A 15325-nucleotide genomic window follows, 5' to 3' on the forward strand; every position below is an offset into this window, starting at 1 on the left:
CGCTTGAACTCGACCGGGTCGACGGCGACGATCGCGCGAGCTCCCGCGGCAGCCGCGCCCTGCACCGAGTTGATGCCGATGCCGCCGACGCCCACTACGACGACGATGTCGCCTTCCTTCGCCCCACCGATCTCGGTGGCCGATCCCCAGCCCGTGGCGACGCCGCAGCCCAGCAGGGCGGCCTTGTCGAGCGGGATGTCCTTCTCGATCTTGACGACGGAGGACTGGTGGACGGTCACGTACGGCGAGAATGTCCCGAGAACACACATCGAGGCGACCGGCTCGCCCGCGGTGGTGTGGACCCGGTAGGTGTCATCGCTGATCGCGCGGCCGGTCAGCAGGCCGGCACCGTTGTCACAGAGGTTCTGGAGCCCCTCTGCGCAGGGCGGGCAGGTGCCACAGGCGGGAATGAACGCCAGGACGACGTGGTCACCCTCCTCGATCCCGGTGACGCCCTCACCGACCTTGGTGACGACACCGGCACCCTCGTGTCCGCCGAGGATGGGGTAGGTCTCGAACTGCAGGTCGCCGGTGAGGAGGTGCTCGTCCGAATGGCAGAGGCCCGATGCGGCCAACTTGACCTGGACCTCACCGACCCTGGGATCGCCCAGATCGACCTCGACGACCTCCCAGCCGTCCTGCTTGGGCTCCCTGATGATGGCGGCCTTGGTACGCATGCATGTACTCCTAGTGTGAAGGGGTGATGTGGCGCTGGTGATGTGGCTCTGGTCACGTGACCAGCGCCACATCCCACGCTACTCCGTGTCGGTCGCCCAGGAGGGCTGTCTGCGTTCCAGGAACGCGGTCATTCCCTCGGCGACCTCGGGGGTCGTGAACAGACGGGCGGTGACTCCCGCCAGCTCCTCCCCACGCGCTTCGAGCTCGGCGAGCACGGGCGCCGCGAGCAGGGCCTTGTTCTCCTCGAGCCCCTGGGGTGAGCAGGGCCGGAAGGCGGCCACAAGCTCGCCGACCGCACCCTGGACATCTTCGACCGAATCGGAGAGCAACCCGATCCGCAGCGCGTGCCCGGAGTCGAACTTCTCCCCCGTCAGCAGGGCTCGAGCGAGGTCCCTCGAGTTCACGCGTGCGGCCAGGGGCACGGAGATCATCGCGGCCGCCAGTCCGAGGCGGACCTCGGTGAGCGCGAAGGACGAGGACGGACCGGCGATCGCGAAATCGCAGGCCGACACCAGACCCATTCCGCCCGCGCGTACGTGGCCGTCGACCGCGGCGATCACCGGCTTCGGGTGGGAGAGGATCGCGGACAGCACGCCCAGGAAGATCCGGGTCCGCTCGGCGGCCTGCTCTTCGGGGCTCCCCTGGTTCGCGGACGCCTCGGACAGATCCGCACCGGCGCAGAACGTCCCGCCGGCGTGCCCGAGGACGACGACGCGGGCGGTGTCGTCCCCGGCGGCCCGGTCGAGCGCCGCGTGGAGTTGCTCGATCAGGGGGGTCGAGAGGGCGTTGCGGTTGTGTTGCGAGTCCAGGGTGAGGCGGGCTGCGCCCCCATGGACCTCGTAGTGCACCAGCGTCTGGTCTTCCACCGCGCTCACCTCAGTAGCTCTTCGGCAGCCCGAGCGAGTGCTGGGCCACGTAGTTGAGGATCATCTCCCGACTGACCGGGGCGATACGGGGCAGACGCGACGCGGCGAGCATGCCGGCCAGTCCGTACTCGACCGACAGACCGTTGCCACCGAGGGTCTGGATGGCCTGGTCCACGGTGCGGGCCGAGACCTCACCGGAGGCGTACTTCGCCATGTTGGCGGCCTCGCCGGCCAGGTCGTCCCTGCCGGCGTCCACCAGGGCCGCGGCCTTGCGCATCATCAACCGCGCCAGCTCGAGTTCGATCTTGCATTGCGCCAGCGGGTGTGACACGCCCTGGTGGGCGCCGATCGGGGTCTTCCACACCTGCCGCTCGTTGGCGTACTTGGTCGCCCGGTCCATGGCGAAACGGGCGATGCCCACAGCCATGCCCGAGGCCATGATGCGCTCCGGGTTGAGACCGGCGAAGAGCATGAGCAGCGCCGTGTCGCCGTCGCCGATGAGCGCCTCGGCCGGCAGCCGGACATCGTCGAAGTACAGCTGGAACTGCCGCTCGGGGGTCCGCACCTCGGTGGGGATGTGCGTCTTGGCGAGGCCCGGGGCGTCCGTGGGCACCATCAACAAGGCCGGCTGGAGCTTGCCGCTGGTCGCGCCCTCGAGGCGGGCGACGACGAGGATGGCGTCGGCCTGGTCGACACCGGAGATGTAGGTCTTCTGCCCGCTGAGCAGGAAATCGGAGCCGTCGCGGCGGGCCGTGGTGGTGATCGCGTGCGAGTTGGATCCGGCGTCGGGCTCGGTGATCGCGAAGGAGGTGATGGTCTCACCGGAGGCGATGCCCGGCAGCCACCTCTTCTTCTGCTCCTCGGTGCCGAAGCGCGAGATGATCGTGCCGTTGATGGCCGGCGAGACGACCATCATGAGCAGGCCGGCGCCCGCCGCGGAGAGCTCCTCCTCCACGATGGCGAGCTCGGTCATCCCGGCTCCGCCGCCACCGTACTCCGCCGGCAGGTTCACGCCGAGCAGGCCGAGCTTGCCGGCCTCGGTCCACAACTCGTTGGTGGTCTCGCCGGTGTCGGACTTGTCCCGCATGTACTCGATGCCGTACCGCGAGCCCAGCTCGAAGGCCACCTGGCGGAGCTGCGTCTGCTCCTCCGTGTCGATGACGGGATTGGGGATCTGTGAGATGTCGGTCATCGTGATCGGTCCTGTTCGGTGTCGGTGTCGGTGTCGAGATCGGAGAGGACGGCGAGGACCGTTCCCGATTCGACCTGTGTGCCGACCTCCACGGGGAGCTCGGCGACGATGCCGTCGACGGCGGCGGCGATGGTGTGTTCCATCTTCATGGCCTCCATCCAGAGCAACGGCTGTCCGGCGGTGACGGTGTCGCCGACGGCGACCGCGACGCGGATGACCGCGCCCGGCATAGGTGCGAGCAGCGACCCCGCGGCGACCTCGGCGGCGGGGTCGGTATAGCGCGGCGGCTCGACGAGTGAGACGGGACCGAGCGGGGAGTCGACCTCGACGACGGTGTCCGCACCCGGGGTCTCGTAGCGGGCCACGGTGAAGACGCGACGCACTCCCCTGACCTCGAAGACGGCGGAGTCGGGGGCCACCGCCTCGACGGTGACGATCCCGGCGAGGTCTCCGTCCGGGCGGGCGCCGGAACGCTCGCGGATGTAGGCCACCTCGAACTCGTCCTCACCGTGGCGGAACGTCCGCTTCTGCAGCGTGCGCCCGACGTTGCGGAACCCGGCCTGGGCCAGCGCCACCGGTCCGGCGAGGTGGTCGGCGGTTCCGGAGACCACCGCCGCGGCCAGCGCGGAGATCGCGACGGCCTCGGGGCCGGCGAGCGGCGCGGCGAGCGACTCGGCGCCGTGGTCGTCGAGGAACGTCGTCGACAGGTTGCCGGCGATGAACTCCGGGTGCCGGAGCACGCGGACGAGTTGGGCGCGGTTGGTGACCAGACCGTGGACCCGCGCACGAGCCAGGGCACCGGCGAGGGAGGCACAGGCCTCAGCGCGCGTGCGGCCGTAGGAGATGACCTTGGCGAGCATCGGGTCGTAGTGCACTCCGATGAGGGCACCGTCGGCGCCCGGCTCGACGCCGCTGTCCAGCCGGATTCCCGGGCGGTGGGGGCCCTCGAAGCTCGAGGAGACCCCGCGGACGTCGAGCGCCCAGAGGGTTCCCGACCCCGGCGTGTAGTCGCCTGCGGGATCCTCTGCGTAGAGGCGGGCCTCCAGTGACCAGCCGTGGGTGGCCGGTGGCTCCGCGGACGGCAGCGGCAGGCCCGCCGCCACGTCGAACTGCAGGGCGACCAGATCGAGTCCGGTGGTGGCCTCGGTGACCGGGTGCTCCACCTGGAGGCGGGTGTTCATCTCGAGGAAGAAGAACTCGCCGTCGTCGGTGGCCAGGAACTCGACCGTGCCGGCGCCGGTGTACCCGATCGCGGAGGCGGCGTCGCGGGCTGCCTTGTAGAGCGCCTCCCGCATTCCCGGAGTCCGCTCGACGAGGGGACTGGGGGCCTCCTCGATGACCTTCTGGTGGCGGCGCTGGATGGAACACTCGCGCTCCCCCACCGCCCAGACGGTGCCGTGCGAGTCGGCCATGATCTGGACCTCGATGTGACGTCCACGCTCGAGGTAGCGCTCGCAGAACACCGCGTCGTCGCCGAAGGCGGACTTCGCCTCGCGCTGCGCGCCTTCGATCTCGTCGTGCAGCGAGTCGAGGGTGCGGACGATCCGCATGCCGCGACCTCCGCCACCGGCGGACGCCTTGACGAGCACCGGGAGCATGTCCTCGGTGAGGTCGGCGGGCTCGAGGTCGGTGAGCATCGGCACGCCGGCCTCGCCCATAATCTTCTTGGCCTCGATCTTGGAGCCCATGGCCTCGATGGCCGCAACCGGCGGGCCGACCCAGGTCAGGCCCGCGTCGATCACGTCGCGGGCGAACCCGGCGTTCTCAGACAGGAACCCGTATCCGGGGTGGATGGCGTCGGCGCCGGCCGCCTCGGCCGCGGCGATGACCAGATCACCGCGCAGGTAGGTCTCGGCGGGGGTGTTGCCGGGCAGGCGGACGGCGGCGTCGGCCTCGCGGGTGTGGGGCGCCTCGGCATCGGCGTCGGAGAACACGGCGACAGTGGTCATGCCGAGTAACCGCGCGGTGTGGTGGACGCGTCGGGCGATCTCGCCGCGGTTGGCCACCAGGACTGAAGTGATCGGAGTCGGGATTGATGAATTCTCCATGATTTCGTTCCTCACATCCGGAAGACGCCGAAGCGGTCGGTTCCGGCGACTTCTCCGGAGTGGATCGCGGACAGGCTGAGGCCCAGCACCGTCCGGGTGTCGCGGGGGTCGATGACGCCGTCGTCGTAGAGCATCCCCGACAGGAAGGCGGGCAGGGACTCCTTCTCGATCTGGTCGGCGATCGCGGTCTTGAGTCCGTCGATGGTCTCCTGGTCCATCTCCTGACCGCGGGCGGCGCTGGCGGCCGCGGCGACGGAGGTGACCACGTCGGCGAGCTGCTGCCCACCCATGACGGCGGACTTGGCGCTGGGCCAGGTGTAGAGGAACCGGGGGTCGAACGCGCGGCCACACATGCCGTAGTGGCCGGCACCGTAGGAGGCGGCCGTGATGAGCGACAGGTGCGGGACCTCGGAGTTGGAGACCGCGTTGATCATCATCGCGCCGTGCTTGATGATGCCGCCGCGCTCGTACTCCGACCCGACCATGTAGCCGGTGGTGTTGTGCATGAACAGCAGGGGTGTGTCGTATCGATTGGCCAGCTCGATGAACTGGGTTGCCTTCTGGGCCTCCTCGCTGAACAGCACGCCGCGCGCGTTGGCGATGATCCCGACCGGGTAACCGTGGAGCTCGGCCCAACCGGTGACGAGACTCGCGCCGTACAGCGGCTTGAACTCGTCGAAGACCGAGCCGTCGACGATCCGGGCGATGATCTCGCGCGGGTCGAACGGGATCCTGAGGTCCTCCGGGACGATCCCGAGCAGCTCGTCGGTGCCGTACAGCGGCTCCGCGACCTGGGCACGCGGGGCGCGCCCGGCCTTGGTCCAGTTGAGACGGCGGACGATACCCCGGGTCAAGCGGGCAGCGTCGGCCTCGTCCACCGCCAGGTGGTCGGCCAGGCCGGAGACTCGGGCGTGCATGTCGGCGCCACCGAGGGTCTCCTCGTCGGCGATCTCACCGGTGGCGGCCTTGACCAGCGGCGGGCCGGCGAGGAAGACCTTGGAACGTTCCTCGATCATGACGACGTGATCGCTCATGCCGGGCACGTACGCGCCACCGGCGGTGGAGTTTCCGTAGACCACGGCGATGGTGGGGATGCCGGCCTTGGACAGGCGGGTCAGGTCGCGGAAGAGCGCGCCGCCGGGGACGAACACCTCCTTCTGCGTGGGCAGGTCGGCGCCACCGGACTCCACGAGGCTGATGACCGGGATCCGGTTCTTCATGGCCACGTCGTTGAGACGGAGGACCTTGCGCAGCGTCCACGGGTTGGAGGTGCCGCCCTTGACCGTCGGATCGTTGGCGATGAGCAGGCACTCGACGCCCTCGACCACACCGATCCCGGCCACCACGGAGGCACCGGTCTGGAAGTCGGAGCCCCACGCGGCGAGCGCGCACAACTCCAGGAACGGGGACTCCGGGTCGAGGATCATGTCGATCCGCTCGCGGGCGGTGAACTTGCCGCGCTCGCGGTGGCGGGCGACCTTGCGCTCGCCACCGCCGGACAGTGCCGGCTCGAGATCCGTGGCGAGCTGGTCGAGCTTGCCCTCCATGGCCTGCCTCGCGGCACCGAACTCGGCGCTGGTGGTGTCCAGTGTGGAACGGAGGATTGTCATGCCGTGAACCCCAAACGTCGTCCGGCGAGGGTGGTCAGGATCTCGGTCGTGCCGCCCCCGATGCCCAGGAGCCGGACATCGCGGTACTGGCGGCTGACCTCGGACTCCGACATGAAGCCGAGTCCTCCGAACAGCTGCACCGCCTGGTTGGCGACCCATTCGGCGCACTCGACGGCGGTGTTCTTGGCGAAGCAGACCTCGGCGATGGCGTCCTGCCCCGACACCGCCAGGTTCACACAGTGGTGCGTGTAGGTGCGGGCGAGATCGATCCGACGGGCCATCTCGGTGACCGTGTTCTGCACGCCCTGCCGGGACAGCAGCGGGCGTCCGAAGGTCTCCCGCTCGCGGACCCAGTCCAGCGTGAGATCGAGGCAGCGCTGTGCCTGGGAGTATCCCTGGGCGGCCAGCGCGGCGCGCTCGCCGACGAAGCCGATCCCGATCTGCGCGAAGCCGTCGTTCTCCGCGCCGACGAGGTTCTCCACCGGCACCCGACAGTCGGTGAACGTCAGCTCGGCGGTGTCGGAGGCGCGCCAGCCGAGCTTGTCGAGCGGCGCCGAGATGTGGAAGCCCGGGGTGTCCGTGGGGATGACGAGCAGGCTCACACCGGCGGCGCCCTTGAGCTCCTCGCCGCCGGTACGGACGGCGGCGACGACGAAGTCGGCGCGCGTCGCGGAGGTGATGTACGTCTTGGCACCGTTGACGACGTAGTGATCGCCGTCCCGCCGGGCCGTGGTGGTGAGGTGGCCGACGTCCGATCCGCCACCGGGTTCGGTGATGGCCAGGGAGCCGATCATCTCGCCGGCGAGGGTGGGCTTGACCCAGCGCTCGATCTGTTCCGGGGTGCCGGACTGGGCCAGGTGCGGGATCGCGATGCCGCAGGTGAAGAGTGACGCGAACACGCCGCCGGACACTCCGGCCTCGTGCAGCGCCTCGCACACGATCATCGAATCGATCGCGTCGCCGCCACCGCCGCCGACCTCCTCGGGGAACGAGACCCCGAGCAGTCCCAGCTCGCCTGCCTTGCGGTGGAGCTCGCGCGGGATCGAGCCCGCGGCCTCCCACTCGTCGAGGTGGGGCAGGATCTCCCGCTCGGCGAAGCGGGTCGTGGCCTCGCGCAGCGCGAGACGCTCCTCGGAGTACCAGGGGTCGCCTGGCACATGGGGTGGGACGGCGGGGACGGTACGGCGTGGGATGGTCACTCGTTCTCCTTCGCTTGGGCCGGTGCGGCGGTCACGGGGGCGTTGATGTGGTCGGGGATGTCGACGACCCGGGAGCGGAGCCACTCCGCCAGGCCCTTGGCCTGCGGGTCCCAGCGGTAACCGTGCGCCACGCCCTTGCCGAGCAGTCCGTCGATGACGAAGTTGACCGCGCCCAGCTTCGGCAGCTCATAGCGCTCGATCGGCAACTCCGCGGCCTCGGGCAGGAGGCGTCTCAGCTCGTCGACGGTGAGGGTGTCTCGCATCCAGGCGTAGGCCTCGGCGTCACCGGCCCACAGTCCGATGTTGGCGGTGCCGCCCTTGTCGCCGGAGCGGGCCCCGAGGACGTCGCCCAGCGGGCGCCGGCGGGTCGACCCCGTCACCGGCACTGCGGAAACGAGCGGGTTGCCGTCGGCGTCCAGTCCGTCGGAGGCGTGGCCGTCGCCCATCTCCTCCGTCCTGGCGGGGGGGTCGATGTCGACCCGGGTCCCGTCGGGCAGGACCGCGATGTGCGGCACCTCGTTTTGGTCCAGGTAGGCGGGGATGTACACGCCGTACGGTCCCCCGCGGCCGGGCGGCGCGCTGGGGGTGGCGCCCGGATAGCTGGACAAGGTCATGGCGACCGCGGCATCGGAGAACGCTCGACCGACCACGTCGGAGTCCGGGTCCCAGGCGACGATGGTCATCAGCGCGGTCGCGGCGGCCTGGGTGTCGGCGTCGGGGTGGTCGGTGCGGTGCAGGCGGAAGTCCAGCTGCGCCGGCTCGCGCTCGAGCCCGGCCAGGAGCTGGCGCTCGACCAGGGCCGCCTTGTCCTCGATGTCCAAGCCCGTGAGCAGGAACGTGATCTCGTTGCGGAAGCCGCCGAGGCAGGTGACGGACACCTTGGTGGTGGGCGGTGCCGTCTCGCCCACGACGCCGGAGATCCGGACGCGGTCGGCACCCTCCTGCTCGAGCACGGCGGTGTCGAGTCGGGTGACGACGTCGGGTCCGCCGTAGCGCGCGCCGGTGACCTCGTAGAGCAGCTGCGAGGTGACGGTGCCGACGGTGACCGCGCCCCCGGTTCCCGCATGCTTGGTGATGACGGAGGTGCCGTCGGCGGCGATCTCGGCGATCGGGAAGCCGGGCTTCACCGGGTCGGCGATCTCGCCGCGGTTGAAGAAGGCGTAGTTTCCGCCGGTGGCCTGCGTGCCGCACTCGATGACGTGGCCCGCGGCGGTGGCGCCGGCGAGTGCGTCCAGGTCGTCGCGTCCCCAACCGAAGTGACTGATCGCCGGGCCGACGATCACGGACGCGTCCGTGACGCGGCCGGTGACCACGATGTCGGCCCCCGCGTCGAGGCACCGTGCGATGCCGAAGGCGCCCAGGTAGGCGTTGGCCGTGACCGGGAACCCGGCGTCCTCTGGGACGTCGAGCTCCCCGATCCGGGCGATGAGGTCGTCGCCCTCGACGTGGGCGACCTTCGCCGGCAGCCCCTGCCGATCCGCGAGTTGGCGGATGGCGTCGGCCAGCGCGGCCGGGTTGACCCCACCCGCGTTGGCCACGATCTTGACGTTCTTCTCGAGTGCCAGAGCGAGGCAGTCCTCGAGCTGGCGCAGGAAGGTCTTGGCGTAACCGAGCTCGGCGCTCTTCATCCGGTCGCGGCCGAGGATGAGCATGGTCAGCTCGGCCAGGTAGTCACCGGTGAGGACGTCGAGTTCGCCGCCGGAGAGCATCTCGCGCATCGCGGAGATGCGGTCGCCGTAGAACCCGGACATGTTGCCGACGCGCAGTGGCGCGGGGGTGGACGGTCCGGGGGTGGACGGCGTGGACGTGGACGAGGTCATGCTCGTGCTCCCTTCTCACGGCCGCTGCCGGGGAGTCCGGCGAACGCCTGGGCGATGCGGAGCCATCCCAGCGCGTCCTCGCCGTCCGCCTCCAGAGCGGTGTCGTCGAGGTGCACACGCTGGGTGACCAGCAGACAGAAGTCGAGGATCGGGCCCGTGACCCGCTGCTCGGCGTCGGCGGGGCCGAACTCGAGGACGGTGCCGTCGGCCTGTGTGAGGGCGACGTGGACCTCGGAGGCGGGTGCCTCCAGCCCGTTCATCATGTAGGCGAACGCGCGGGTCTTCCAGCCCAGACGGGCGACGTGCGGGAGGGCGCCGAGGAAAGCCGGGTCGGTGTCGACGCCCACGCCCAGGGCGTCCGCGACGTCCACGCCGTGCGCCCAGGTCTCCATGATCCGGGCGGTGGTCATGGACTTGGACCGCATGGGCGGGCCGAACCACGGGATCTTCTCCCCCGGGTCGGCGGCCTTGAGCGCGTCGGCGAGTTCGCCCCGGGCGAGGCGCCAGCGCGCGAGGACCTCGTCGCGACCGGTGGCGGCGATCTCGGCCGCGCCGGCGTCGACGAAGCCTGTGGGGTCTGACGAGGCCTTGTCCACCACGGCCTGGAAGGCTTCCGCGTCGCGGATGGCGGTGACGGAGACCTCGTCGGTCCAGGCCAGGTGGGCGATCTGCATCGCGACGTCCCAGCCCTCGGCCGGGGTATCGGTGTTCCAGCGATCGGCCCCGACGGTCTCGACGAGCTCGTCCACCCGGGCGTTGAGTGCGGCGAGGGCCGCGTGCGGATCCTCCGTCTCGGAGGGCTGGGGCTTGGTCATGGCGAGAACGATCCCACCTCCCCACGAATAAAGCAAGCGTGCTTGCTTGCTTTTGTCCGCCACCCCTGGAAGTCTTTGCCGTGGTGATCCCCGTCACTTCTGATGCGGGAGGCCCCGACCCCTTACGGAGACACCGTGCGACTAGATCTGACCGGGATCGACCCCGTCGACCACGCCCTGGCCCGCCGCTGCTCGGTGGGTGACCTCCCCACCCGGGCGGCGGCCACGTTCGCGGGCCGGACCGCCCTCACGGACGACGCGGGATCGTGGACGTATCTCGAGCTCGAGGCCGTGTCCAACCGGTTCGCCCACGGGTTGACCGCGCACGGGATCGAGGCGGAGGAACCGGTCGCGCTCCTGTCGATGAACTGCCGCGAGTTCGTCGCCACCTACTTCGGGACGGCCAAGGCGGGGATGGTCTCGCTGCCCATCAACCTCCTGTCCGGGTTGGACAACATCGAGCACGCCCTGACCGACTCGGGGACCCGCATCCTCGTGGTCCACGGTTCACTCGCGGAATTGGTGATGGGAGCGGTCGCCGCCATTCCCGCGATCCGCACCGTCGTCGTCGTCGGAGGCGTGCCCGACGGCCTGGAGGCCCCCGCCGACGGTCCCGCGCTGATCGGGTGGGACGACCTCCTGGCCGACGACGACACCAATCCCGACACGGTGATCGGCGACCGCCAGGTCGTGCAGTGCCTCTACTCTTCCGGGACCACCTCACGCCCCAAGGGCGTACTCACCTCGCACCTCGCGGTGACCATGGCCGCGCTCGGCAACGGGGCCGTCTTCGGCCTCAACTGGGGAGCCGAGGCCTCGGTCACGGTCTGCCCGCTCCCCCTCTTCCACACCGCCGGCCTCAACGGGGTCCTGTTGTCCGCCGTCACCATGGGCGCGACCGTCCACCTCCTGCCGGGCTTCGACCCGGTCCAATACGCCGACACGGTCGCCCGGGTCCACGCCACCCACCTGGTCGGCCTGCCTCTCATGCTGGAGGCCCTCGCCGACGGCAGGGACCGCGGCCTCGACCTGTCCTCGATCCGGTTCCTGCTCTACGCCATGGCCCCGATGTCCGAGGAGATGCGCAGACGCCTGGAGTCCGCGCTCCCGGACGCCAGGATGGCGCTGGCCTCGGGGATGAGCGAGTGCACCCCGGCCACCGTGATGCAGTGGCCCGAGCTCAATCCGGACAAGTCCGACTCCTGGGGTTACCCCACCCCGATCGCGGAGAACCGGATCAGCGAACCGGGCGGTGCCGAGCTCATGCCCGTCGGCCAGGAAGGCGAGATCGTCTACCGCGGACCGACGGTGATGGAGGGCTACTGGAACAACCCCGAGGCCAACGCCGCGGCGTTCGTGGGCGGCCGCCTGCACTCCGGCGATCTGGGGCGTATCGACCGGGAGGGGGTCGTGTGGTTCGCCGACCGCGTCAAGGACATCGTCAAGTCCGGCGGCGAGAACGTCTCCTCGATGCACGTGGAGCGGGTCCTCATGGACCACCCGCACGTCGCCGAGGTCGCCTGCGTCGGGCGCCCGGACCCCAAGTGGGGCGAGCTCGTGGTCGCAGTCGTGGTGCCCGCCGAGGGCGCACCGGCCGAGGACGATCTCAAGGGCTCGGTCATGGAGTTCGGCGCGGAGCGGCTCTCCCCCTCGCACCGGCCGCGCGACGTCGTGGTGGTCGACTCCATCCCCCGCACGGCGACCGGGAAGATCCGAAAGGCCGAGCTGCGGGCGGCGCAATGACAGGGCGGGGTCAGGGGCCGACCTCGAGGAGCTCGCCGGGGATCTCCAGGCGGGCCGCCGTGAGGTCGGCTCCGAGCCCGGGCCGCAGCACCTCGCCCCGTGGCGGGCGGGCCACGAGATTGACCGCCCGGAGATTGGGCAGCAGGTAGCGCCGGATGTCCATACCGTCGAGACCCGGGATGAGTTCACGGATCCGCTCGACGGTGAGCTCCCCGGCCAACCAGGCGAACGCCGAGTCGTCCCATGTCCACACCGCGATGTTGACCCCGCGGCCGACCACCCCGCGTCGCACACTCGCGACCGAGCCCAGGACGGCGGTGACGGGCTCCCCGCCCGGGACGGCGCCCGGAGTCCACGGGGTCGGTAACTCCCCCGGCCCGATGGGCGCGGTCTCGACCGGCACCGGGACCGTGACGCGGGCGCCGTCGGGCATGACCACGGAGTGCCCCGTCTCCCCCTGCGCCAGGGGGCGGGCGACCCGCACGGGACGCCGGTCGCCACCGGTACCCCGTGTCATGGCGACCACCGCCACGACCGGCGGGGCCGGTTCACCACGGGCACCGCTGATCCGGACCCGGTCGGTGCCCTCCTGCGCAAGCCTGAGGGAGTCGAGCCGCAGCACCACGTCGGGCGCCGCGTACCGCGCCCCGGCGACGCCGTCGAGGAGCTGATCGGTGACGGTCCCGACGGTGACCGACCCGAAGGCCGAGGGATGGCGCGTGACGACCGCGCACCCGTCGTCGGCGATCTCCGCGATGGGGTAACCCCCGGTGACCGGATCGGTGGTGCGGGTGACATCGGTCGTGGAGTCGACGACCCCCGTCGCGCCGGGGCCACCGGAGAGCACGTGCCCCACCGCGACCGATCCGGCGAGGGAGTCCAGGGCGGACGGCGTCCAGCCGTGGTGGGCCGCCGCGGCGCCGGCGACGAGGGCCTCGCGACTGACGCGCCCGGTGACGACGACGACGGCGCCGGCCGCCAACGCCCGGGAGATGCCGAACGCCCCGTGACGCACCGTCGCGACATCGGCCCCACCGAGACCGAGTTCGGTCGTCCGGTCCGTCACGTCACCGGCATCGACGCAGGCCACTGCCAGGTCCAGACCCGCGTCCCGGGCGACGGACCGCAATTCGGCGGCGAGGCCCTCGGGGTCCAGTGCGCCCGCGTTGGTGACGATCCGCACGCCCCCGGCGCCGAGCTGCCCGAGACACTCGCCGATCTGGACCAGCGCCGCCCGTTCGTAACCCGGTCCGCCCGCGGACCGCTGCTCGGCCAGATCGAGCATCGCCTCGTCGGAGAGCATGTCGAGCGCGAGCACGTCCAGCGCCGCGGCCGCGAGGAACTCGGCCGTCGCCGTGGCACGGTCTGCCCGCGACGCCGAGACGTTACCTATGCGCAGGGGGCTCTGGGTGCTCGTCATCGATCCTCGGACTCCTAGTCGATCTGGGGCGGACGCCTACCCCAGCATGCTCCCCGTGGCAGCGAGGCGCGTGTGGAACGAGAAGGCGTCCTCGAGGATATGTGGCGTGTTGCCGGCACCCGGACGGGCCTCGGCCCGATCGAGGTAGTCGTGCAGAAGTGGTCGGAAGACGGGGTCCGCGCACCGGTCCACGATGAGACGCGACCTCTTGCGTGGGCTCAATGCGCGCAGGTCGGCGAGGCCGTGCTCGGTGACGATCACCTGGACGTCGTGCTCGGTGTGGTCGACGTGCGGGACCATCGGCACGATCGCCGAGACCGCCCCGTCCTTGGCCGTTGACGGGCTGAGGAACATCGACACGTATCCGTTACGCGTGAAGTCACCGGACCCGCCGATGCCGTTCATGATGCGGGTCCCGCCCACGTGGGTGGAGTTGACGTTGCCGTAGACGTCCGCCTCGAGCATGCCGTTCATGCCGACGATCCCCAGCCGCCGGACGATCTCCGGGTGGTTGCTGATCTCCTGCGGGCGCAACGTGATGTGGTCGCGGTAGAGGTCGAAGTTGTCCACCAGTTCCGTCAGTCCGTCCGCGGACAACGCCAGCGCGGTGGCCGAGGCGTGGGCGACCGTGCCCTCCCGGATGAGCTGGAGCATCGAGTCCTGGATGACCTCGGAGTAGCAGCTCAGGTCCGAGAACGACCCCGCCGCCAGTCCGGCCAGGACGGCGTTGGCCACATTGCCGATCCCGGCCTGCAACGGGAGGAGGCTCCCCGCGGGCATCCGACCGGACGCGACCTCGTGGTGGAAGAACTCCAGCACGTGGCCCGCGATCGCGTTGCTCACCTCGTCGGGCTTGGTCAGAGCGCTGGCGGAGTCCCGCTGATCGGTGGGCACCACCGCGATGACCTTGGCCGGGTCCACCTCGAGCAGGGGCTGACCGATCCGGTCGTCGGCCCGCGAGAGCAGGATCGGCCTGCGATGCGGCGGGAGCGCCGTGCCGTAGTAGACGTCGTGGATGCCCTCGACGCCCTCCGGGATCCAGGAGTTCACCTCGAGGATCACCTTGTCGGCCACGTCGAGCCACGTCTTGCTGTTACCCACCGACATCGCCGGGACGAGTCCGCCGTCCTCCGTGATGGCCGCGACCTCCACCACCGCGACGTCCACGTCGCCGTAATGGCCCTGCCACACCTGCTGGGCCACGTGAGAGAGGTGGACGTCCACGTAGTCCATCTCGCCCGAGTTGATCTTGCCGCGGGCGGTGGGCTCGCTCTGGTACGGCATCCGCAGCGCGATGCCGTCGACCTCGGCGAGCATCGCCTCGGCCTCGTTCGCCACCGACGCGCCGGTGAGCAGGTTGACGCTGAAGTCGCCACCAGCCGCCCGCACCGAACGGATGCGCTCGGCGAGGGCCGGCGCGAAGGCCTTGGGCGTGCCCGCGCTGGCGAACCCACTGATCGCCACCGTGTCACCATCGGCGATCCGCTCCACAGCGGAGGCCGCGTCGGTGACCAGCCCACGGAAGTGGGGATGGCGGATGCGTGAGGGGTCGTACGCGGTGCCCCGCTGCTGGACGGAGGTGCTCATACGCGGAGCCTATCGCCGGGCCGTCCGGGACCCCGACTCGCGATCCAGGCCCCACCCCCGGCCGGAGTGGGCGCCCTCAGGCCAGGGTGCCGGACACGACCCGATCGGCATCCAACCGGACCGCCTCGAACCCGATCTCCCCCGCCGTAGCGCCGTCCGCGGGCCAGGGCGAGACTCCCCGGTCCCCCCGCTCCACCAGGACCAGCACCTCCCCGCCGTCGGGGCCGGACGCCCATACGAGGAGATGCGTGGGGCGAACGCCGTCGGAGCGGACCGCGGCCCTACCCTCGAGCAGCACCCGGCGCCCGCCCCCGCACCCTCCGGCGACCCGCGCCACCGTGGGCGGG

At 70.7% G+C, this 15325-nt stretch carries 12 protein-coding genes; 1 reads left to right on the forward strand and 11 read right to left on the reverse strand.

What is annotated here, in order from left to right:
• The 8 genes from G6024_RS06775 to G6024_RS06810 form a co-directional block, all read right to left on the reverse strand.
• Positions 1-677 (reverse strand): alcohol dehydrogenase catalytic domain-containing protein (locus tag G6024_RS06775; protein ID WP_159148345.1); only part of this gene is annotated, 677 nt, incomplete at its 3' end.
• A 78-nt stretch (positions 678-755) separates the two neighbouring features.
• Entirely contained in the window at positions 756-1553 is a 798-nt protein-coding gene (locus tag G6024_RS06780) for an enoyl-CoA hydratase family protein (protein ID WP_069388742.1), read from the reverse strand.
• 1 nt (position 1554) lies between these two features.
• Positions 1555-2736 (reverse strand): acyl-CoA dehydrogenase family protein, encoded by a 1182-nt coding sequence (locus G6024_RS06785; protein ID WP_119193299.1) that lies wholly within the window; start codon positions 2734-2736, stop codon positions 1555-1557.
• Positions 2733-4784, reverse strand: coding sequence for an acetyl/propionyl/methylcrotonyl-CoA carboxylase subunit alpha (locus G6024_RS06790; RefSeq protein ID WP_069388744.1), 2052 nt, complete (start codon positions 4782-4784; stop codon positions 2733-2735). Before G6024_RS06790 ends, G6024_RS06785 begins: the two co-directional genes overlap by 4 nt.
• An 11-nt stretch (positions 4785-4795) precedes the next feature.
• Entirely contained in the window at positions 4796-6394 is a 1599-nt protein-coding gene (locus G6024_RS06795; RefSeq protein WP_067716709.1) for an acyl-CoA carboxylase subunit beta, read from the reverse strand.
• Positions 6391-7593 (reverse strand): acyl-CoA dehydrogenase family protein, encoded by a 1203-nt coding sequence (locus G6024_RS06800; RefSeq protein WP_082923930.1) that lies wholly within the window; start codon positions 7591-7593, stop codon positions 6391-6393. The genes G6024_RS06795 and G6024_RS06800 overlap by 4 nt, the downstream gene beginning before the upstream one ends.
• Entirely contained in the window at positions 7590-9413 is a 1824-nt protein-coding gene (locus G6024_RS06805) for an acyclic terpene utilization AtuA family protein (protein WP_067716712.1), read from the reverse strand. The genes G6024_RS06800 and G6024_RS06805 overlap by 4 nt, the downstream gene beginning before the upstream one ends.
• Positions 9410-10228 carry a TIGR03084 family metal-binding protein gene (locus G6024_RS06810; RefSeq protein WP_067716716.1) on the reverse strand — a complete coding sequence of 273 codons (819 nt, stop codon included), beginning with the start codon at positions 10226-10228 and terminating at the stop codon, positions 9410-9412. Before G6024_RS06810 ends, G6024_RS06805 begins: the two co-directional genes overlap by 4 nt.
• Positions 10229-10363: 135 nt before the next feature.
• Between G6024_RS06810 and G6024_RS06815 the strand changes: the two genes are divergently transcribed.
• Positions 10364-11971 carry a class I adenylate-forming enzyme family protein gene (locus tag G6024_RS06815; RefSeq protein ID WP_083249509.1) on the forward strand — a complete coding sequence of 536 codons (1608 nt, stop codon included), beginning with the start codon at positions 10364-10366 and terminating at the stop codon, positions 11969-11971.
• A gap of 10 nt (positions 11972-11981) precedes the next feature.
• Here the strand turns inward: G6024_RS06815 and G6024_RS06820 are convergent, their stop codons facing one another.
• The 3 genes from G6024_RS06820 to G6024_RS06830 all read right to left on the reverse strand — a co-directional run.
• Entirely contained in the window at positions 11982-13391 is a 1410-nt protein-coding gene (locus G6024_RS06820) for an acyclic terpene utilization AtuA family protein (RefSeq protein WP_067716721.1), read from the reverse strand.
• Between the two features lie 36 nt (positions 13392-13427).
• Positions 13428-14978, reverse strand: coding sequence for a succinyl-CoA:acetate CoA-transferase ScpC (locus G6024_RS06825; RefSeq protein ID WP_159148346.1), 1551 nt, complete (start codon positions 14976-14978; stop codon positions 13428-13430).
• Between the two features lie 76 nt (positions 14979-15054).
• The coding region (locus G6024_RS06830; protein ID WP_182640328.1) for a hypothetical protein at positions 15055-15325 on the reverse strand (271 nt) is incomplete at its 5' end.

The organism is Dietzia maris (genome assembly GCF_014144855.1).
Lineage (GTDB): Bacteria > Actinomycetota > Actinomycetes > Mycobacteriales > Mycobacteriaceae > Dietzia > Dietzia kunjamensis.